The organism is Aeromonas salmonicida subsp. salmonicida (assembly GCF_001643305.1).
Classification (GTDB): Bacteria; Pseudomonadota; Gammaproteobacteria; order Enterobacterales; family Aeromonadaceae; genus Aeromonas; species Aeromonas salmonicida.
In genome coordinates, this window is sequence record NZ_LSGW01000056.1 from 55,200 (window position 1) to 75,486 (window position 20,287).

Sequence of the window (20,287 nt, forward strand, 5' to 3'; positions counted from 1 at the left end):
CACAACCGTGCAAAAATCCCCCCTGACCGAGGGATTGACACTTGCAGCATGAGAGAAATTGCCCGACGCTAGCCATAGATACATCACCAGGCGGCCTTACTTGAGCTCACCCCCTGCATTTCTCCATTGCGCGGGCCGGCATATTGGCCCTTTGCTCATGCCGTTGCTGCTGATCATACTGGCCTGTCTGCCGGCCAGGGTCGCGGCACAGGATCCGATTGTTTTACAGTTGAAGTGGCATCATCAGTTCCAGTTTGCCGGCTACTATGCGGCCATCGCCCAGGGCTATTACCGGGATGCAGGGCTCTATGTCAGGCTCAAAGAGGCCGGCCCGGGCACGGATGTGGTCGACGAAGTCGTCTCGGGGCGCGCCCATTATGGAGTCGGCAGCAGTGACTTGCTGCTGGATCGCCAGCGCGGCCAACCTGTCGTGGTCCTGGCCACCCCGTTTCAACACTCCCCTCTGGTGCTGCTGGCACGCGCCGATATCGACAACGTGCATGATCTCGTTGGCCGCCGTCTGATGCTGGAATATCACTCCGAAGAGCTGATCGCCTATCTGCAACACGAAGGGGTTGCACTTGGGTTGCTCCATCGCCAGCCCCATACCCTGAGCGCAGATGCGCTAATTCGGGGCGAAGTGGATGCCATGAGCGCCTACAACACGGATGAAACCTACACATTGCAGCGCAGCGGTGTGCCCTATCAGACCTTTACTCCCCGCAGCGCCGGTATCGACTTCTACGGTGACAACCTGTTTACCTCCGAGCGTGAATTGCGCGACCACGGGGCGAGAGTCAGAGCCTTTCGCGAAGCCAGCCTCAAGGGGTGGCGTTACGCCATGCTGCATCCGGAAGAGGTGGTGGCCTGGATCCTCACCCAATATCCGGCGACCAATAATCCGGCCCTGGACCGCAACAAGCTGCTGTTTGAAGCCAAGCAGATGCAGCCGCTGATCCGCGCCGATCTGGTGGAGATGGGCTACATGTATCCCGGCCGCTGGCAACACATAGCGCAAACCTATATGGACCTCGGCCTGCTCACTGCCATGCCGGATCTGGATAGTTTCCTCTACAGCCAGCAGGAAGAGAGAGCACATCAACAGCAGTTGATGATCTATCAGGGCATCGCCATCGGCCTGCTGGTCACCGCCTTCCTATTGATATTGCTTATGATCTTCCTTCGTCTCAACCGCCGTCTGCGGGAAGAGAGCAAGGCACGCCATCAGCTAAGCCAGGAGATAGCCGACAACGAGCGCCACTTCCGCTTCATCACGGAGAACAGTGCCGACGTCATCTGGACCATGGATATCCAGAGTGGTCGCTTCACCTACCTGAGCCCGTCGGTGCAGCACCTGCGTGGTTTCACCGTCGAGGAGGTGCTGGCCCAGACGGGCGAGGAGCTGATGACGGCTGAATCTGCCAACCGCATCGCCCGCCAGATGAAGGAGTCGCTGGCAACCTGGGCGGCGGGGGATCACATCAATACCAAGCGAGTCACCCTGGTGGATCAGCCTCACAAGGATGGGCACCTCATCCACACAGAAGTGGTCACCACGCTGCATGCCGACAAGGATGGCAACCCCGTCTCTGTGCTCGGCGTAACCCGGGACATCAGCGATCGCAAAGCCAGCGAGGAGATGATGCGCCAGCTCGCTTTTTATGATCCCCTCACTCACCTGCCCAACCGTCGTCTGCTACAAGACAGGCTGCAACATTCACTGCAACAGGCGGACGGAAAGCCGCTGGCCCTGCTGTTCATCGATCTCGACCACTTCAAGCCGGTCAACGATCAGCATGGGCACGAGGCAGGCGACTGGCTGCTGGCCACCGTCGCCAAGCGCATGCTGCACTGTGTGCGGGAGGGGGACACGGTCGCCCGGATCGGCGGGGATGAATTCATGGTGCTGCTGCCCGAGATAACGGGAGAGGCGGGGGCCATCGCCATCGCCGAGGCCATCCACCAGAGTCTCAACCAGACCTTTGCCATGACGGATGCGCTCCATTTCCATATCTCCAGCTGCATCGGTGTGGCCCTCTATCCGCAGCACGGCACCACCCAGAAGCAGTTGATGAATCACGGCGATCAGGCCATGTATCAGGCCAAGGAGGCGGGGCGCAACCGCATCCAGCTGTTCACGCCCCAGATGGCGGGCGGGATCACGCAAGAGGCAGTCCACCAGATACAGCTGGGCTGGAAACAGAGCCACGACTGCGGCCACCCGCAGATCGATGATGACCATCGCCAGCTGTTTGCCCTGGCCAATCAGTTGCTCAACGGTGTGCTGACCATGGAAGAGGATACAGACCAGTTTCATCAAAACTTCGAGGCCCTGCTGGCCCTGGCCGCCAGCCACTTCAACAACGAAGAGGCCATTCTGGCCAAGCTGGAGTACGCCGAGCTGGACACTCACCGTCAGGAGCATCAAAAGCTGCTCCGTCGGGCCAACAGCCTCTATCAGGCGGCCCGCACTGGCGAGCTGACCAATCTTGCTCTACTGGATTTTGTTCTGCAGGATCTGGTGCTGGGCCACATGGTCAAGCAGGACAGACGCTATTTCCCGCTGCTGAAGGCCAGCATGCAGGAAGAGACCCTCCTCTCGCCCGATGGCCCCCTCACCTCTCCCCCGCCCGGTCTGGTGAAACACTGAACCTTGCTGTCTCACGCCAGCACTGGCCGCGCCCTGCTCCCGTCAAACACGCGGTGCCATCAGGCTATAGTAGAGCAGCGGTATTACGACCAGGGTGAGCAGGGTGGAGACCAGGATCCCGAAAATCAGGCTGATGGCCAGTCCGTTGAAGATGGGATCATCGAGGATAAACAGGGCCCCGATCATCGCCGCCAGCGCCGTCAGCATGATGGGTTTGGCCCGCACCTGCGCCGCTTCGATCACCGCCAGCTCAAACGCTATTCCGGCTCTTCGCTGCTGCTCGATAAAGTCCACCAGCAGTATGCTGTTGCGCACTATGATCCCGGCCAGCGCTATCATCCCGATCATCGAGGTGGCGGTAAACTGGGCTCCCAGCAGGGCGTGGCCCGGCATCACCCCTATGAGGGTGAGCGGAATGGGCGCCATTATGATGAGCGGCACCAGATAGGAGCGGAACTGGGCCACCACCAGCAGGTAGATGAGGATCATCCCCACCCCGTAGGCGATGCCCATGTCGCGGAAGGTCTCGTAGGTTACCTTCCACTCCCCGTCCCATAACAGTGCAACCTCCCCCAGTTTGTCAGGTTGCTGCACGTAATATTGGGGCAGATCGATGTCGGCACCGGCGGCAAACATGCCGTAGAGCGGGCTGTCGGTATGGCCGCCCATGTCGGCCACCACCATCACCATGGGTTGCATGTTCTTGTGCATGATGTAGCTCGGAGCCACCTCATCACGGCGACTCACCAGCTCTGATACCCGGATGAGCTGCCCGCTCTGACTGCGCACCTTGAGGGCCAGCACACCCGCCAGATCCCGTTTGTCACCGGGAGCCAGCTCGATGCGGATCGGCACCGGATACTTGGCGCCGTGCCCCTGCAGCCAGCTGGCATCCTGATAGCCCACGCCGCCATTGAGGGTGGTCACCAGGTCGCCGAGATCGACCCCGAGCAGGGCCGCCTTGCTGCGATCCACCACCAGCCGCCACTTGGGCTGCGGATCGGTCAGATAGATATCCACGTCCACCAGATCCGCCGTGGCCACAAAACGGGCCTGTACGGTGCGCGCCGCCGCTTCACGGGCGGCTGGTGTCGGGCCATAGATTTCGGCGACTATGGGTGACCAGACCGGCGGGCCAGGGGGCACTTCCACCACCTTGAGGTTACCCCCTGCCGCACTGGCGATGGCCTGCAGCGGCGCCCGAACCGACTGGGCGATCTGGTGACTACTGCGATCCCGCTCATGCTTGTCCACCAGATTGACCTGAATATCCCCCACATTGGCACCGCTGCGGATAAAGTAGTGACGCACCAGGCCATTGAAGTTGATGGGGGCCGCCGTGCCGGCGTAGATCTGGTAATCCTTCACCTCCGCCACCTTGGCAAGCTCTCGCCCGACCGCCAGCAGGGTGCGCTCGGTCTGCTCCAGGGTCGCCCCCTCCGGCATATCGAGCACCAGCTGGAATTCCGACTTGTTGTCGAAGGGGAGCATCTTGAGCACCACCCACTGCACCACCGGCATGGCGGTGGCCGCCCCGACCAGCAGCAACACCGCTAGCCAGAGCTTGCGTCTGGCACGCTTGGCGCCATCACCGATCAGAAAAGGGGTCATCAGCCGGTGAAAGAGACCAGTCTTGGCCTCGCCGTGGGCTGCATGCACCTCCCCCTTGAGCAGGTGGCTCGCCAGCCAGGGGGAGAAGATAAAAGCCACTAGCAGGGAGATAAGCATCCCCATGCTGGCATTGATGGGGATGGGGCTCATGTAGGGGCCCATCAGACCGCTGACAAAGGCCATCGGCAGCAGGGCCGCAATCACGGTCAGGGTCGCCAGTATGGTCGGCCCCCCCACCTCGTCCACCGCCCCCGGAATAAGATCCTTGAGTGCCCCCTTGCCCAAGCCGTGATGGCGGTGGATGTTCTCCACCACGACTATGGCGTCATCCACCAGAATGCCGATGGAGAAAATCAGTGCAAACAGCGACACCCGATTGAGGGTAAAACCCCAGGCCCAGCTGGCAAACAGGGTCAGTGCCAGGGTGATGACGATGGCCACCCCCACTACCAGCGCCTCGCGCCAGCCCATGCTCACCAGTACCAGCAGCACCACCGCCGTGGTGGCAAAAATCAGCTTGCCGATAAGGGTGTTGGATTTGGTCTCGGCGGTGACGCCGTAGTCCCGGGTCACCGTCACCTCGACCCCAGCAGGGATGAGTCGATTCTTGAGGCTCTCGACCCGCGCTTCCACCCGCTTTGCCACATCCACCGCGTTCTGGCCCGGCTGCTTGCCGATAGCCAGCGTCACCGCCGGATAACTGGCCTGCCCTATCCCCATCCAGCTGCGCCTGGTTGGGGTCTCCTGACCCAGAGAGACCTTGGCCACCTCCCCCAGATAGACAGGCCGGCCGTCATGCAGCCCGACGACCAGTTCCCGGGCCTCCTGCTCGCTTTGCAGGAACTGCCCCACCTGCACCTTGATCTCCCGGTTATCTTGCTCGATGGCCTGTGTCGTACCCACCTGATTGGCGGCGGCAAGGCGCTGGCTCAGCTCACCCCAGCTGATACCGTGGGCGCTGAGGGCCGACGGATCCGACATCACCCGCAGCACGGCGCTCTGGCTGCCCAGCGTGTAGATATCGCGGGTACCGGGAATGCGCTTGAGTTCGGTCTCCAGCTCATGGGCGACCCGGGTCAGTTCGGGGGCACCCAGTTGCTTGCTCCAGAGCGTCAGACTGACGATGAGGACATCATCGATCCCCCGGGGTTTCACCAGCGGCTGACCGACTCCGATCCCCTGTGGCAACCAGTCTCGATTGGAGTCGATCTGATTGTTGAGATCGACGATGGCCTGCTCGCGACTCACCCCCACCTTGAACACCACCACCAGCAGGGCACCATCGGGTTGGGAAAAAGAGTAGAGGGTATCAATCCCCTTTATCTGGGAGACCACCTGCTCGGCAGGGGTGGTGACGAGAGAGGCCACTTCAGCCGGAGTGGCTCCCGGGAAGGGAATATAGACATCGGCGAAGGTGACATCGATCTGCGGCTCCTCCTCCTTGGGGGTCACCAGCACCGCAAACAGGCCGAGCAAGAGCCCCACCAGCGCCAGCAATGGGGTGATGGCCGAGCCCTGAAACAGCGCCGCCAGCCGACCGGCAGGCCCCAGCCTCTCCTTGTTGCCGTTCAGCTCGCTACTCATGGGCCACCTCCTGCTGCTGCGCCCAGGCATCGGGGGCCAGCTTGTCACCGGCTTGCAGCCCGGCCAGGATCTCGCACTGCCCCTCGACGCAATGGCCGACCCGTACCGGCGTCAGGGCCCAGCCAGCGGGCTGCTGCAGATAGACGCCGTTGAACTCCCCTTGCCGCAGCAGGGCACGATCCGGCACTTGCAACACCTGACGCTCACCCTGCTTGAGCTGCACCTTGAGCCACATGCCGGGCAATACCCCGGCGGTTTGCGGCGGCAGGTCGAGGCGCAACCTGAAGGCGTGGCTCAGGCTGTCGGCATAGTTGAAGCGGGTCAGTTTGACCGGGGTAACCCTCTTGCCATCGGGCAGCACTACCTGCACATCCGCGGGCTCACGAGCGAGCGTCAGGGCAGATTGGGGCAGATCCACCTCCACCCGCAAGGTGTCGAGGGAGAAGCCCGACAGCAGCGGGGTACCTGGGGCGACCGTCTCCCCCAGCTCCACCAGCCGTTTGGTCACCACACCAGCGTAGGGGGCCAGAATACGGGTATAACCGTAAGCCTCGCGGGCCTGAGTGAGGCCCGCATCGGCCGCATTGACCTCGGCGCGGGCGGCGCGATCGATAGCCTCTGCATTATCGAGTTGGGCGCGGGTGATCACCCCCTTGGCAATCAGCGCCTGAAAGCGGGCGAGCTGGCGCTCGGCCTCCACCTGCTGGGCCTGCGCCCGGGCCAGCCGCGCCTGCGCCCCCGTGACGGCGGCAAACTGCTCCTTGCCGCTGATCTCGAGCAAGGGCTGTCCCGCCTGCACCTCGTCGTTCACATCCACCAGCATGCGGGAGATCCGGCCGCTGGTCTGGGCCGCCACTGTCCCTTGATTGATGGCACTGACGGTGCCATCCAGGGTCAGCCAGTCGGTCACCGGCTGCGGTGACAGGGTAAACGAGGTCAGGGTTTCTGCCTCCCCGGCCAGCGCCAGGGTGGATGTCATGACCAGCAAGGTGGCCCCCGGCAACCGGAAATGCTTCATGATAACCTCCCTCCTTGGTGCTGCGGTTCAGTACGCCAGCGGTTCACGCCACAGGATCAGGCGATGGGAGATGGCCGCACCTTCACCCATACCCGATTCAATCCCTTATCAACCAGCAAGATCCCGGCCACCATGGTTGCCACAAACAACAATATCATGGGCTGACCGCTGGAAATGAGACTCAAGGCTGGCCCCGGGCAGATGCCAACCAGCCCCCAGCCGATACCAAACAGGGCCGATCCTGCGAGGAGGCGGCGATCCACTTGTCGGAGCTGGCCGAACTGGTATGGCTCATTGAGCAGGCTGCGGCTGCTCGGTTTGACCAACAGTTGGTAGCCCGGCATAAACACCAGCAAGGCGCCCCCCATCACGAAGGCCAGGCTGGGATCCCAGGCCCCCGCCAGGTCGAGAAAACCGATGACACGGGCCGGATCCACCATGCCGGAGATGGCCAGACCGAGCCCGAACAAGAGACCTGCGAGCAGACTGATAAAAAGTTTCATCTCATTACCTCGTTACAACAGATGCAGGGTGACAAACACCGTCATGAAACCGGCCGCCATAAAGATGAGGGTGGCAAAGAGAGAGCGCACCGAGAGCCGCCCGATGCCGCAGATACCGTGACCACTGGTGCAACCATTGCCAAAACGGGTACCCATACCCACCAGCAGACCCGCCAGCGCGACCAGTGGCCAGGTCGGCAGAGCGCTGAAGCTCGGCATCCGGGCCCAGCCCAGGCTGAACGCCAACCAGGCGCCCGCCCCCAGTCCCAACAAAAACAGCCAGCGCCAGGCATGCCTGTGCTGCAAAGCTCCCGCCAGAATGCCGCTGATCCCGGCCACACGACCGTTGAACAGCATCAACATCAGGGCGGAGAGCCCCACCAGCAAGCCCCCGGACAGGGCAAGCAACCATTGGGTTTCAAACATCAAGACACCTCATCCTCTTGGGAGTGACAAAAATGGGTTTGCAACACGGCCAGCACATCCGCCGCCGCCCCGTTTGCCAGCGAGTAGTAGATCTGCTGGGCAACCTTGCGCGATCGGATCAGGCCGCTACGCCTGAGCACCGCCAGTTGCTGGGAAAAGGCTGACTGCCCCAACTTGCTGTGGGCCAGCAACTCGCCGACCCCCTTCTCCCCATCAATCAGCTGACAGAGCACCATCAATCGCTCTGGATGGGCCAGCGCCTTGAGCAGGGCTGCCGCCTCGCTTGCGTGGCGGGTCATCTCATCGAAAGGGGCCATAGGCATAAATTAGTAGTTGCTTATATTAGGTTTTATTCTATAAATAAAACCTAATATAGCAACTTCTAATTTCAAACCTTCGCAACCAGCCGGATAAACAACCAAGGAGCAAGATATGACTGTTGATAACGGAGTGAGAGTCGTGGCGGGAAGCATGCTGTTGCTGTCACTGGCGTTGACCCAATGGGTCCATCCGAGCTTTCTCTGGCTGAGTGTCTTTGTCGGGGTCAACCTGATCCAGAGCGCTTTCACCGGTTTCTGCCCTGCCGCCATGGTACTGCGCAGGCTGGGTTGTCGCTGATGTAGCCAACTGGCTCACATTATTGACAAACTTGTATCTAAATGTTGCTGAAGGAGGATAGGGCTTTACCTCATCGCTCTGGATGAGTACCATCTGGCCGTTAATCAACAGCGGAGACCATCAGTGGGCAATTCATCAAGTGACAGTTGTAGGCCGACCCTCATAGTCGGCACCCAGGTCGCGAGATAGCCGCAGGTCTTCCTCTGCCGCGTTCTCGCAACTCTGCGAGAAGCGGAAATCCACTCCCCTCTTCTCTGTTTTTACACTTGACGTCAGGTGACTCGTGGTCAATGGCCCAGGACACCTTGCCTGCATAGTTTCTGCTTCCCACAAGGAGGCTGCTATGCGTTTTATTTCAACCAAATCTGGGTCCACCCAGGCTCACCCCCTGCTGAGCAAACTGGGCCGTGGCCTGCTGCCACTCTGGCTGCGCACCAAGCCGAGTCAGCACCACTACCGTTTGCAGATCCGCTGCCAGGATCGCGCCGACATGGAGCAGGTACTCGACATGGTGAGCCACACACTGCAACCAGCCGGGCTGCATCCCATGCAGTCCCTGAGACCAGGGCGCAGTGGTGGTCGGGAGCTGGTGCTCAACCTGCACTGCACCCCGCCCCAGCGCCGGTATCTGGTGCAGTTCGTGCACCAGGTCGGGGTAGCCCACCCGGTACGCTGGGAGCTGCGCCCCCGGCGTGATGCCGAGCCAGTGCTCAACTGACATCTATCAGGTGATATCCGGGGCCAGCCATGCTGGCCCCTCTCTATTGATCCGACACCTTGCCCGTCGCCTTTCATTGAGCGCCTGAGCATCCAGGTCTGTGCGACCCGGGCGTCCGTTTTCATTTTCCATGGTGGTCTTTACCGCATGCAGCCTTGCGATTCATCAGGAGTGCCCATTGGCACGCCATCATGCATCCCGAAGGCCATCTCAAACCAGAAGGAGTACGCCATGAGAATGTGGCAGCAACTAGACATGATTTCCCTGCTCGACACCCTGGCCAGCCTGTTGCTGGCCTTCGTGCTGGGCAGCCTGGTCGGGCTGGAACGCCAGTACCGCCAGCGTACCGCGGGTCTTCGCACCAACGTGCTGGTCGCCGTGGGGGCCGCCCTGTTCGTCAGCCTGGCCCAGCGCATCTATGACTTGCACGGAGGCAACTACAACGTGGTCCATGTGGTGGCTTACATCGTCTCCGGCATCGGTTTTCTCGGCGCCGGTGTCATCATGCGCGAGTCGGGCAATATCCGCGGTATCAACACGGCAGCGACCTTGTGGGGCGTAGCCGCCGTGGGCGCGGCCAGCGGGGCCGGGCTCGCCATGGAGGCGGTGCTCGGCGCCCTGTTCGTGCTGGCCGCCAACACCCTGCTGCGCCCCCTGGTCAACCAGATCAACCGCCGCCCGGTGGACAATACCGATACCGAGGTGACCTACAGAGTCACGGCTCTCGCCCAGCGCGAGTATCAGAAGGAGGTGTTGCACTGGCTGGAAGAGATGATGGAGCAGGCCAACTACCCCTTGAGCGAGCTGGACATAGAGCCGTTCGGTGAGCAGGATCTGGAGATCTCCGCCGTGCTGCTGGCCACCTCCATCGACGGCGACGAGCTGGATGCCCTTATGGTCAAGCTGGCCATTCATCCCCATATCAAGCAGGTGTTCTGGCGCGCCAGCACCACGGATTGAACGCACGGGGAATATCTTTGCGTCCTCTCCCGATAAACAAAAAGCCCCGCCAACATTGGCGGGGCTTTTTGATGGGAGCGCGACTAGCGGCGACTGCGCCAGCGCACTCTGGGTGCTATGACCTGAGCGGTCTGGCCGGGAACATTCCCTGCAATCAGCTGCTGCATCAGCTCGAAGGCGGCACGGGCCAGCGCCGGACAATCTTGCGCCACTGAGTCGATGCGCATCGGAATGCAATCGAGCAGATCGTGATCATCGAAGGTACACAGGCGCATCCCCGTCTCCATCAGCCCCGCCTCGTTGAGGTAGCGCAGCACCCCTTCCAGCAGGGTAAAGGAAGCGGTAAAGAGCCCCCTGGGGGGCGCCCCCAGCTCGGCGACCAGCTCGGCCATCAGCTGATAGCCGGAGCTGGGCTGATAGTCCCGATGGCGCACCCGGGCAGGCAGGGCCTCAAGACCGGCTCTATGCAGACCTAGCTCATAACCCGCCAGCCGGTGGCGACTGGGGGAGAGATCCAGCAGGCCGCCGAAGTAGTAGATCTCCGCCCCGCACTCGCCAGCCATGTCCCGCACCAGCTCGGCGGTAGCCTTGCAGGCGTCGGAGATCACCATGGGCAGGCGCGACTCGCCGATGTGGCGATCCAGCTGCACCACGGGCAGACGGTCGTGAATACGGGCATAGGTGTCATCGCTGTGGCCGCTGGAGGCGACGATAATGCCATCCACCTGACGACTGATGAGGTTGTCCACCACCTTCTGCTCCAGGATGGGATCATCTTCGGAGCAGGCGATCAGCAGCTGGATCCCGGCCTCGCGACAGTGGGCCTCAAGGGCCCGGGCGATACTGGCAAAACCGAAGTTGGTGAGATCGGGGATCACCAGCCCCCAGGTGTAACTGCGGGTCTCGCGCAGGGCACGGGCATGAAAGCTCGGCTGGTAGTGGCACTCGTCCGCCACCGCCTGGATCCGCTTGCGGGTCTGGTCGGCAATCCGGTACTCCGCACTCTTGCCGTTGAGCACCAGACTGGCCGTCGCCTTGGACACCCCCGCCAATTCGGCTATCTGGGCAATCGTGATCCGTTTCTTCTTCTCCACCTGGCCTCCCGGCTGACTAGAACCGGGCTATTGTACTAGGCACGCCGACAGCGGCCAGTGATTGAGGCAAATTTTGCCGCCCTCGCCTGCATCCCCTGCCGATAGTTGCGGCTTTTCACCGGGGAAGTAACGGGCTGACAGCGTCTGACGCCCATCATCCACGAAACACTCGAGGCTGGACCGATCGCACAAGAGTGTCAGCGGGCCACCCAGCCAGGGAGTGGACCTCTCTTCCCACTCCCCGCTCTGCCAGTTCTGGCGACGCAATCCAATGCGCCCTTTCTGCCACACCAGCTCGGCCACTGTGCCGAGCCAGAGACTGCCCGCGCCGGTCAGCGTCAGATCCAGCCAGGCCGATCCCCGGAAACTCGCTGACGACCCCCTCGAAACGGGTCAGCTCCCCCTTGAGGGCGGCAAGTTCAGCCACCGGCCGCTGGCAGAGCCACTCATGCTGCCAGAACAGCTCCCGTGGACAACTCATCTGGTGGATCCAGCCATAGGGAATGGTCGGCTGGCTCATCTCGTTCTCCTCCGGCAACCCCAGCCAGCCAAACAGCAGGCGACGGCCCTGGCTGTCCAGGGTGGTCTGCGGCGCATAGAATTCGAAACCCCTGTCCAGCTCGTGAAAAGCCTCGTGCTCGAAGTGCTCGCCATCGAACTGCCCCGCCAGCCAGCCACACTGGTAGAGGTTGCGATAATCCTCCCCTTGCGGGGCAATACCCTGCGGGCAACTTATCAACACATGGCGATCGGCCAGCGGGAAGAGATCCGGGCACTCCCACATATAGCCAAACTCACCGAGGCCGCCTCGCCCACTGCCAGCGATGGGGCCGCGCAGCTGCCAACTTTGCAGGCTCTCGCCACGATAGAGCAGCACCTCCCCCTTGTCGTCCAGGGTGCGGGCTCCCAGCACCATCAGCCACTGCTGGCCGTCGTGCCACACCTTGGGATCGCGCACATGGCCGCTGTAGCCTTCAGGTAAATCGAGCACAGGCCCCAGCTTGTCGAAACCACTCTCACCGTCGGCGCGAGCCAGACACTGGAAGGCGGTGCGGCTGCCATCCGGGTATTTGACATTGCCTGTGTAGATGAGGGTCAGGCGCCCCTGCTCATCGCTCACCGCCGAACCCGAATAACAGCCGTGGCTCTCATACGCCTCGGTGGGCAGCAAGGCGATGGGCTCGTGCTGCCAGTGCAGCAGATCGGTGGAGCTGACGTGCCCCCACCCCTTGTTGCTGTGCGTGCAACCCAGAGGGTTCCACTGGTAAAAAAGGTGATACCGGCCGCCGTGCTCGATAAAGCCGTTGGGGTCATTGAGCAGCCCCACCGGGGCTGCCAGATGCCAGCGGGGCCGATGGGGATCGGCCGCCGCCTTGAGCTGTCCGGTCAGCAAAGACCGGACTATCTGTTGGAAAAAATCGACTTCTTTCATCACTCCACCTTGTACTTGAGCAGCCAGGAGGCAGCGAAGGCGGCGCCAAAAGCGATGACCAGGCCGATGACATAGTGGATCAGATTCATGGGCTGGACGATGGCCATGCCCGGAATACCGGTCAGGCCCACCGCCGTCATCCCCACCTTGGCCGCCACTACGTAGGCGCCACCCAGAGCACCGCCCAGCAGGCCGGCCAGGAAAGGCTTGATGTAGCGCAGGTTGACCCCGAAGATCGCCGCTTCCGTGATGCCGAGCAGGCAGGACATGGCCGCCGGCACTGTAATGGCCTTGATTTTCGGATCCCGGGTCTTGAAGTAGACCGCCAGACAGGCACCGCCCTGCGCCACGTTGGCCATGGCCCAGATGGGCAGCAGGAAGTTGACACCTATGGCCGGATTGGTGAGCAACCCCGCCTCTATGGCATGGAAGCTGTGATGGATGCCGGTGATGACAATGAGGGAATAAGTCCCGCCAAACACCAGCCCCGCCAGCCAGCCTGCCTGCTCATAAAGGGCGCTCAGGCCGAAGGAGATGCCATCTCCCAGCACCCGTCCGGCCGGGCCGATAAACAGCAGGGCCACGAAGCCGGTGATGATGACGGTGAGAAACGGCGTGAGGATCAGATCCAGCGCGTCCGGAATGCGCTTGCGCAGCTGCTTCTCCAGATGGGACATGAACCAGACCGCCAGCAGCACAGGGAAGACGGTGCCCTGATAGCCGATCATGGCGACATCGAGACCGAAGAAATCCATGGTCTTGAAGCCACCGGCCACACCCCAAGCGTTGGTCAAGGCCGGGTGGGTGAGGATCCCCCCCATGGTGGCCCCCAGATAGGGGTTGCCGCCAAACTCACGCGCCGCCGTGAACCCGATCAGGATGGGCAGTATGATAAAGGCCGCCGAGCTGAACATGTCGAGCATGACGAACAGGGCGCTATCGGCATTGACCCAGCCATAGGTGCGCACCATGCCGAGCAGCCCCATCAGCAGACCGGACGCGACGATGGCCGGAATGATGGGCACGAATATGTTGGAGAGCGTTCGCGCCAGGCGCTGGGCTACATTGAGCTTGGCACTGGCGATGTCGGTCAGCTCCGCCTTGCTGGCCGTCCCTGTCCCGGTAATAGCCACGAACTCCGCATAGACCTTGTTGACCAGACCGGTGCCGAAGATCACCTGGATCTGGCCTGCGTTGCTGAAGCACCCCTTGACCCCCTCCAGCTTGTCGATGGCGGCCTTGTTCACCTTGCTGTCATCGGCCAGCACCAGCCGCAATCGGGTGGCGCAGTGGGCAGCGCTGACGATATTCTCCTTTCCCCCGAGCAGGGGCACCAAATCCTTGGCTATCGCACTGATATTCATATTATTCCTCTTATGACCCGCCACGCTGGCAGGCCCTTGTCACATGAGAGTAGGGGCTGTTGACCCGGGCTTCTAGCCGCAGCTCAACAGCCGCTTGAGGCTGATCGCAAAAAGGCATCCAGTTCTGTGCGGGTCGGCAGTGCCGTCATGGCCCCCTTGGCGGTGGTGGCGAGCGCCCCGCAGCCGTGAGCCTGAGCCAGGATGGCGGGCAGCTCGGCCAGCGTGGGCAACCGCTCACCCTGTGCCAGCGCGGCCAGGAGACCGGCGACGAAGGCATCCCCCGCCCCCGTGGTGTCGAGCGGGGTCACTTTCGGCCCCACCCACTCCAGCAGCTCGCCCTCGAGGCGGGCCACCACACCGGCCGCCCCCCGGGTCACCAGCACCAGCGCCGGGCCTGATATGGTGGCAAGCCCCGCGGCCAGCTCATCCTCGCCGCTCAGCAGCTGCAGCTCGTCAATCGAGAGCTTGACCACATCCGCCAGGGCGATTGCCTGGCGCACCACTGGCAGCATCTCGGCGGGGTTGCCCCACACCTCGGGCCTCAGGTTGGGGTCGAAACAGACCCGCCCCCCCGCGTCCTTGATGGCGGCAATGGCCTGCAGGCAACTGCCGCGTACCGGTTCGTTGGCGAGCGCGATGGAGCAGGTGAGCAACCACTGGCTGGCCTGGAAGCCGGGCAACTCATCCGGGGTCAGGAACTGATCCGCACTGGGGCGCACCATGAAGGTGAAGCTGCGCTCCCCCTCGTCATCGAGCTCAACCAACACTGTGGAGGTTCGATGATCAGGATCCGCCCGCAGACAAGCGGTATCCACCCCTTCCCTTGCCAGGGTATCGGCCATAAAGCGACCGAAGGGATCGGCGCCGACCCGGCCAATAAAGGCTGACTCGCCGCCGAGTCGCGCCACCCCGACCGCCACATTGGCGGGTGCGCCGCCCGGGCACTTGAGGTAGTGCAGCTCCCCTTCCGGGATCAAGTCCACCACCGCATCCCCCATTACCCACACACGATTCGTCACCTTGCTACTCCACTGCTGCACAGGATTCATTGACAGGGCCGGGCCCTCATCTCTTGGCTTTCATTATCAGCTAAACCGATTTAGCTAACCAACAGATCCTGGCACCGGCTGCCATTTTTGTGATCGGGATAACGAACTAGAACCAGGTTTCCATCTGCACGCCAAAGTTCCACTCGCCACCGGCGGTGAAGTTGCTCTGGCCCATGGCATCGTCGCTGGCGTAGCTGTCGAGCTCGGATGACCAGTCCATCCAGCTGGCGAACACCCGCAGCTCCGGACGCTCGAAGAAGCCGGCGGTCTGTGCCTTGAAGGTGGGGGCGAAGGTGAGCTTGGTGAAGTTGCCGTTCACCGCCTGACGACCCTTGTAGCCCTTGGGATCCAGATCCATGTACTGCCATGCCGCCTCATAGACCAGCTCGACGTTCTGGCTCAGCACCTGGGCCACCCGGGTATTGAGGGTCAGCCACTGGTATTCATCCCCTTTCACGTAACGATCCTGGCTCTGCTCGGCCAGCAGAGCCGGTGCGAAACGCCAGCGCGGGTTGAGGTCGGTGGCGCCAAACACGGCGACCCGTACTGCATCGGCATCGGGCAGCAGTTCGCTGTCGGAACCCAAGCCCTTGAGCTCGGCACCCAGGCCATGACCGTAGAGGATCGCCGCCTTGGAGAAGCCGGGGTTGATGCCAAAGAAGCTGTCGGCGTGATAAGCCACCAGGGTATGGGCCCCCTTGTCCGCCGCCTCGCTTCCCTTGCCACCGTCGTTGATGCGCTGTTCGTTGTCATTGGCCAAGAGGCCGTTCACCATCCACTGCCAGTTGCCGAAGCGGTTGTTCATGGTGAGGATATAGCTCTCTATGTCGGACAGACCGCTGGCACTGATGTCGCCATAGTCGCGGCCATAGAGGGAGAAGTTCACCTTCCAGCTGTCGGCAAGTTGCACGTCATAGACACCGCCACCGGTACCGGCCAGGAAGACCACGTCCGAGTCGAGCCAGTGGATGTCGAAGTTGTCCCGATCAAAGCGCTTGCCCGCCCACAGCACCGCATTCTTGAAAGCGCCATCGAAGCTCGCCAGATTGCCTATTTCGGCAAACACCTGGCGGGTATTGAGGCTCGAGTCGCTGGCGGTCCAGTCGTTGCTGGTCTCCACGCCATCTGCCAGCATCAGCTTGTAGCGTGCCCAGCTGCCGTCATCAAACGTCTGGGTCTTGAGCAGATTCGCTTCCATGTAGGTGTCGTCTTCGTTGCCAAGCCGGCCCACTGCGCCCCCCACAGATCCTGCCGGCGTGATGTAGGGACCGCCCCGCCCACCGTTGCCATTGCCGTTGACCAGGAGGCCAGAGCGGGCATAGCCGTGAAACTCGAAGCCCTGTGCCCCCGCCGTCTTCTCATCCACCTTCTGGCTGCGGGTGTTGGCGACCTGGGCCTCCTCACTGGCCGCACTCGCCTTTATCTCAGCCTGACTGGCACGACTCTCCGCTGCCTCGGCTCTTGCTTCGGCCGCCTGTACCCGCGCCTCCAGCGCCGCCAGCCTGGCTTCGATACCGCCCTCCGCCGCCCACAGCGGGCTGCTCATCCCCAATCCCAGCGCCACTGCCAACGCCAATTTGCTCTTGAACATGGTCATCTTCCTCACCTGTCGTGTGTTGCCCGGTCGGGCTCTGTTTTTATCGGCGAAGAGAGCATAGCTAAACCGTTTTAGCTAACTCAAGATGACAGCTAAACCCTTTCAGCCACTCTGTGAGCGGGATAACATTTGTACAGAATGAATTGGCGGGAGTTGTGAGGTGGATCCCTCATCAGGATCCACTCAATAACGAAGAGACGGGCCAAATGGCAGGCAAAAAGAAAGCCGGCACAGAGGCCGGCTTTGCTGAGATGCGCTGAGATCAGCGGGTCAGGTCGTCGAAGAAGCGTTTCACCCCTTCGAAGAAACCTTCCGATCTCGGCTTGTGGGTCTTGGCGGCGGCACCGCTGAACGATTCGTCCAGCTGGCGCAACAGCTCTTTCTGGGACTCGGTCAGCTTAACCGGAGTCTCGATCACCACCTTGCACATCAGATCCCCCACCTGGCCGGAGCGCACTGACTTGACGCCCTTGCCCCGCATGCGGAACATCTTGCCAGTCTGGGTCTCGGGAGTGACCTTGAGCTTGACGCGGCCATCCAGGGTCGGCACTTCGATCTCGCCACCGAGCGCAGCAGCGGTGAAGCTGATGGGCACTTCGCAGTAGAGGTTGTTGCCGTCACGCACGAAGATCTCGTGCTCCTTGACGTGCACCTGTACATAGAGGTCCCCGGCCGGAGCGCCCGCTTCCCCCGCTTCCCCTTCGCCGGAGAGACGGATACGGTCGCCGGTATCGACGCCCGCCGGGATCTTGACCGACAGTGTCTTGGTCTTCTGGTAACGACCTTCGCCATGGCACTTGCGGCACGGATCCTTGATGATCTTGCCGCGACCGTGACAGTGCGGACAGGCCTGCTGCACCGCGAAGAAGCCCTGACGCATCTGCACCTGACCGGCACCGTGGCAGGTCGGGCAAGTCTGGGCTGTGCTGCCGGTGTGGGCACCGGAGCCGTTGCAGACCTCGCAGTGGACCAGGGACGGCACCTTGATCTCTTTGGAGACACCGCGCACCGCCTCTTCCAGGGTCAGCTCCATGGTGTAGCGCAGGTCTGAACCCCGGGCCGGACCACGACGACCGCCGCCGTTGCGACCGCCAAAGATGTCGCCAAAGATATCGCCGAACGCATCACCGAAATCGGCACCGCCGCCAAAGCCACCGTGGCCACCGCCACCCTGGCTCTGATCCACGCCGGCATGACCATACTGGTCATAGCGAGCCCGCAGATTCTCGTCGGTCAGGATCTCATAGGCTTCCTTGACCTCTTTGAACTTCTCTTCGGATGCGGCATCACCCTGATTGCGGTCCGGGTGAAACTTCATCGCCAGACGCTTGTACGCCTTCTTGATCTCGCGCTCATCGGCACCTTTCGATACCCCGAGCACTTCATAGAAATCGCGCTTTGACATACTGATCCTGTTGCTACGTAAACAGTTATGCAGACGGGCGTTGGTCACCCAACGCCCGTAAATTCATCGATCAAGCCGATGGGTAGAGCGGGCTCTACCCATCTGGGTGTGGCTTATTTCTTGTCGTCTTTCACTTCTTCAAACTCGGCATCGACCACGTCGTCGTCAGCCTTGGAAGAAGAAGAGGACTGGTTGGCATCGGCGCCAGCACCCTGAGCCTGGGATTGCTGCTGGGCAATCTCCATCAGCTTCTGGGACGCTTCCAGCAGAGCCTGCTGTTTGGCTTCGATGACAGCCTTGTCGTCACCCTTGATGACGGCTTCCAGCTCGCTCAATGCAGTCTCGATCTTGGTCTTGTCGTCAGCAGGCAAGGCGTCACCGGCTTCGGTGATCTGCTTGCGTACGGAGTGGACCAGACCGTCAGCCTGGTTGCGAGTCTGCACCAGCTCTTCAAACTTCTTGTCTTCGGCCGCGTTGGCTTCTGCCTCGCGTACCATGCGTTCGATCTCTTCATCAGACAGACCGGAGGAAGCCTGGATGGTGATCTTCTGCTCCTTGTTGGTCTCCTTGTCTTTGGCAGAGACGTGCAGGATACCGTTGGCATCGATGTCGAAGGTCACTTCGATCTGCGGCAGGCCGCGCTGAGCCGGACGAATGCCTTCCAGGTTGAACTGGCCCAGAGACTTGTTGTCGCTGGCGCGCTTACGCTCACCCTGCAGCACGTGAATGGTCACGGCAGACTGGTTGTCTTCGGCAGTGGAGAACACCTGGGACTTCTTGGTCGGGATAGTGGTGTTCTTCTCGATCAGCGCAGTCATGACGCTGCCCATGGTTTCGATACCCAGAGAGAGCGGGGTCACGTCCAGCAGCAGTACGTCGGTCTTCTCACCGGACAGTACGGCACCCTGGATGGCAGCACCCATGGCCACGGCTTCGTCCGGGTTGACGTCTTTACGCGGCTCTTTGCCAAAGAACTCGGCAACTGTCTTCTGCACCATAGGCATACGGGTCTGACCGCCCACCAGGATGACGTCGTCGATCTCGCCGACTGCCAGGCCTGAGTCTTTCAGGGCAGTGCGGACTGGTTCGAGCGAGTCTTTCACCATGTCTTCCACCAGGGATTCCAGCTTGGCGCGGGTCACCTTGATGTTCATGTGCTTCGGACCTGTGGCATCTGCAGTGATGTACGGCAGGTTCACGTCGGTCTGCTGGGCAGAAGAGAGCTCGATCTTGGCTTTCTCGGCGGCATCTTTCAGACGCTGCAGGGCCAGCTGGTCGTTGCGCAGGTCAATGCCCTGCTCACGCTTGAACTCGTCAACCAGATAGTTGATAACACGGTTGTCGAAGTCTTCACCACCCAGGTGGGTGTTACCGTTGGTCGCCAGTACTTCGAAGGTGGTTTCCCCTTCGACTTCGTCGATCTCGATGATGGAGATATCGAAAGTACCGCCACCCAGGTCATACACGGCAACCTTGCGCTCGCCCTTGACCTTGTTCACGCCGTAGGCAAATGCCGCTGCGGTCGGTTCGTTGATGATGCGTTTTACATCCAGACCGGCGATGCGACCGGCATCCTTGGTAGCCTGACGCTGGGCGTCGTTGAAGTAGGCCGGCACTGTGATAACGGCTTCGGTCACCGGCTCACCCAGATAATCTTCGGCGGTCTTCTTCATCTTCTTCAGCACTTCGGCAGAGATCTGCGGCGGTGCCATTTTCTTGCCCTTCACTTCCACCCAGGCATCACCGTTGTCAGCCTTGGCGATGGCGTACGGCATGATCTTCAGGTCACGCTGCACTTCTTCATCTTCGAAACGGCGACCGATCAGACGCTTGATGGCGAACAGTGTGTTCTTCGGGTTGGTGATGGCCTGACGCTTGGCCGGCTGACCAACCAGGATCTCGCCATCATCGGCATAGGCAATGATGGACGGAGTAGTACGATCGCCTTCTGCGTTCTCGATCACGCGAGCAGTGTCGCCATCCAGAATAGCGACGCAGGAGTTGGTAGTACCCAGGTCAATACCGATGATTTTACCCATTTGACGAATCTCCAAATACTTTGAATAAACTGGCGAGGAACTCGCCTTAATGCGTTAACGGCTAGGTGGGGGCTGCCAGTGTGGCTTTCAAGCTCCCGGCATCAAATTTTTTGTGCCGCCGTGGCCTTGGAACCTATATGGGGTCTCAAGTTGACGCTTCAAGCCCTGCCCTCAAAAAACCGCACATTCTTGCCTTGTTTACGGAAGAATGCTTGCCAA

15 protein-coding genes and 1 pseudogene are annotated in these 20,287 nt (G+C 61.3%); 4 read left to right on the top strand and 12 right to left on the bottom strand.

The genetic code is table 11. From position 1 onward, the window contains the following. Positions 1-157: 157 nt before the first annotated feature. A complete protein-coding gene (locus tag AXW79_RS09095) occupies positions 158-2,650 on the top strand; it encodes a diguanylate cyclase domain-containing protein (RefSeq protein WP_005312640.1) in 2,493 nt (830 codons plus the stop codon). 42 nt (positions 2,651-2,692) lie between these two features. Here AXW79_RS09095 and AXW79_RS09100 read toward each other — a convergent pair whose 3' ends face one another. The 5 genes from AXW79_RS09100 to AXW79_RS09120 are packed head-to-tail and all read right to left on the bottom strand — an operon-like array spanning position 2,693 to position 8,109. Beyond that, the gene (locus tag AXW79_RS09100) at positions 2,693-5,845 is read right to left on the bottom strand and encodes an efflux RND transporter permease subunit (protein WP_005312637.1); all 3,153 of its coding nucleotides are present in this window, start codon (positions 5,843-5,845) and stop codon (positions 2,693-2,695) included. Further along, a complete protein-coding gene (locus AXW79_RS09105) occupies positions 5,838-6,863 on the bottom strand; it encodes an efflux RND transporter periplasmic adaptor subunit (RefSeq protein ID WP_005312634.1) in 1,026 nt (341 codons plus the stop codon). The genes AXW79_RS09100 and AXW79_RS09105 overlap by 8 nt, the downstream gene beginning before the upstream one ends. Before the next feature lie 56 nt (positions 6,864-6,919). Continuing rightward, the gene (locus AXW79_RS09110) at positions 6,920-7,366 is read right to left on the bottom strand and encodes a YeeE/YedE family protein (RefSeq protein ID WP_005312630.1); all 447 of its coding nucleotides are present in this window, start codon (positions 7,364-7,366) and stop codon (positions 6,920-6,922) included. A 12-nt stretch (positions 7,367-7,378) separates the two neighbouring features. Continuing rightward, positions 7,379-7,792: a YeeE/YedE family protein gene (locus tag AXW79_RS09115; RefSeq protein WP_005312627.1), complete on the bottom strand. Its 414-nt coding sequence runs from the start codon at positions 7,790-7,792 to the stop codon at positions 7,379-7,381. Beyond that, a complete protein-coding gene (locus tag AXW79_RS09120; protein ID WP_005312624.1) occupies positions 7,792-8,109 on the bottom strand; it encodes an ArsR/SmtB family transcription factor in 318 nt (105 codons plus the stop codon). The genes AXW79_RS09115 and AXW79_RS09120 overlap by 1 nt, the downstream gene beginning before the upstream one ends. A gap of 115 nt (positions 8,110-8,224) precedes the next feature. On the opposite strand from AXW79_RS09120, the gene AXW79_RS09125 reads away from it, so the two are divergent. The 3 genes from AXW79_RS09125 (at position 8,225) to AXW79_RS09135 (ending at position 10,088) form a co-directional block, all read left to right on the top strand. Continuing rightward, positions 8,225-8,410 (top strand): YgaP family membrane protein, encoded by a 186-nt coding sequence (locus AXW79_RS09125; protein WP_005312620.1) that lies wholly within the window; start codon positions 8,225-8,227, stop codon positions 8,408-8,410. A gap of 343 nt (positions 8,411-8,753) precedes the next feature. After that, complete coding sequence (locus AXW79_RS09130; RefSeq protein WP_005312618.1) at positions 8,754-9,128, top strand: hypothetical protein; 375 nt, start codon at positions 8,754-8,756, stop codon at positions 9,126-9,128. A 231-nt stretch (positions 9,129-9,359) separates the two neighbouring features. Continuing rightward, a complete protein-coding gene (locus AXW79_RS09135) occupies positions 9,360-10,088 on the top strand; it encodes an MgtC/SapB family protein (RefSeq protein ID WP_011898955.1) in 729 nt (242 codons plus the stop codon). Positions 10,089-10,171: 83 nt separating this feature from the next. Here the strand turns inward: AXW79_RS09135 and AXW79_RS09140 are convergent, their stop codons facing one another. The 7 genes and pseudogenes from AXW79_RS09140 to dnaK form a co-directional block, all read right to left on the bottom strand. Further along, positions 10,172-11,182 carry a substrate-binding domain-containing protein gene (locus tag AXW79_RS09140; protein WP_005312612.1) on the bottom strand — a complete coding sequence of 337 codons (1,011 nt, stop codon included), beginning with the start codon at positions 11,180-11,182 and terminating at the stop codon, positions 10,172-10,174. A gap of 27 nt (positions 11,183-11,209) precedes the next feature. Then, positions 11,210-12,614, bottom strand: a pseudogene (locus AXW79_RS09145) (glycoside hydrolase family 32 protein). Further along, positions 12,614-13,978 carry a sucrose-specific PTS transporter subunit IIBC gene (locus AXW79_RS09150; protein ID WP_005312603.1) on the bottom strand — a complete coding sequence of 455 codons (1,365 nt, stop codon included), beginning with the start codon at positions 13,976-13,978 and terminating at the stop codon, positions 12,614-12,616. The pseudogene AXW79_RS09145 and the gene AXW79_RS09150 overlap by 1 nt, the downstream one beginning before the upstream one ends. Before the next feature lie 83 nt (positions 13,979-14,061). Continuing rightward, positions 14,062-15,018 carry an aminoimidazole riboside kinase gene (locus tag AXW79_RS09155; protein WP_085941635.1) on the bottom strand — a complete coding sequence of 319 codons (957 nt, stop codon included), beginning with the start codon at positions 15,016-15,018 and terminating at the stop codon, positions 14,062-14,064. 115 nt (positions 15,019-15,133) lie between these two features. Further along, entirely contained in the window at positions 15,134-16,624 is a 1,491-nt protein-coding gene (locus tag AXW79_RS09160; protein ID WP_005312595.1) for a carbohydrate porin, read from the bottom strand. Positions 16,625-16,886: 262 nt separating this feature from the next. Then, a complete protein-coding gene (gene dnaJ / locus AXW79_RS09165) occupies positions 16,887-18,029 on the bottom strand; it encodes a molecular chaperone DnaJ (RefSeq protein ID WP_005312592.1) in 1,143 nt (380 codons plus the stop codon). A gap of 113 nt (positions 18,030-18,142) precedes the next feature. After that, positions 18,143-20,068: a molecular chaperone DnaK gene (gene dnaK, locus AXW79_RS09170; protein ID WP_005312589.1), complete on the bottom strand. Its 1,926-nt coding sequence runs from the start codon at positions 20,066-20,068 to the stop codon at positions 18,143-18,145. Positions 20,069-20,287: the final 219 nt, after the last annotated feature.

Coding starts and splice junctions, on each gene's coding strand:
- AXW79_RS09160 (WP_005312595.1), bottom strand. CDS start 16,624: ATGACCATGTTCAAGAGCAAATTGGCGTTGGCAGTGGCGCTGGGATTG.
- dnaJ (WP_005312592.1), bottom strand. CDS start 18,029: ATGTCAAAGCGCGATTTCTATGAAGTGCTCGGGGTATCGAAAGGTGCC.
- AXW79_RS09095 (WP_005312640.1), top strand. CDS start 158: ATGCCGTTGCTGCTGATCATACTGGCCTGTCTGCCGGCCAGGGTCGCG.
- AXW79_RS09135 (WP_011898955.1), top strand. CDS start 9,360: ATGAGAATGTGGCAGCAACTAGACATGATTTCCCTGCTCGACACCCTG.
- dnaK (WP_005312589.1), bottom strand. CDS start 20,068: ATGGGTAAAATCATCGGTATTGACCTGGGTACTACCAACTCCTGCGTC.
- AXW79_RS09130 (WP_005312618.1), top strand. CDS start 8,754: ATGCGTTTTATTTCAACCAAATCTGGGTCCACCCAGGCTCACCCCCTG.
- AXW79_RS09115 (WP_005312627.1), bottom strand. CDS start 7,792: ATGTTTGAAACCCAATGGTTGCTTGCCCTGTCCGGGGGCTTGCTGGTG.
- AXW79_RS09110 (WP_005312630.1), bottom strand. CDS start 7,366: ATGAAACTTTTTATCAGTCTGCTCGCAGGTCTCTTGTTCGGGCTCGGT.
- AXW79_RS09105 (WP_005312634.1), bottom strand. CDS start 6,863: ATGAAGCATTTCCGGTTGCCGGGGGCCACCTTGCTGGTCATGACATCC.
- AXW79_RS09125 (WP_005312620.1), top strand. CDS start 8,225: ATGACTGTTGATAACGGAGTGAGAGTCGTGGCGGGAAGCATGCTGTTG.
- AXW79_RS09120 (WP_005312624.1), bottom strand. CDS start 8,109: ATGGCCCCTTTCGATGAGATGACCCGCCACGCAAGCGAGGCGGCAGCC.
- AXW79_RS09100 (WP_005312637.1), bottom strand. CDS start 5,845: ATGAGTAGCGAGCTGAACGGCAACAAGGAGAGGCTGGGGCCTGCCGGT.
- AXW79_RS09150 (WP_005312603.1), bottom strand. CDS start 13,978: ATGAATATCAGTGCGATAGCCAAGGATTTGGTGCCCCTGCTCGGGGGA.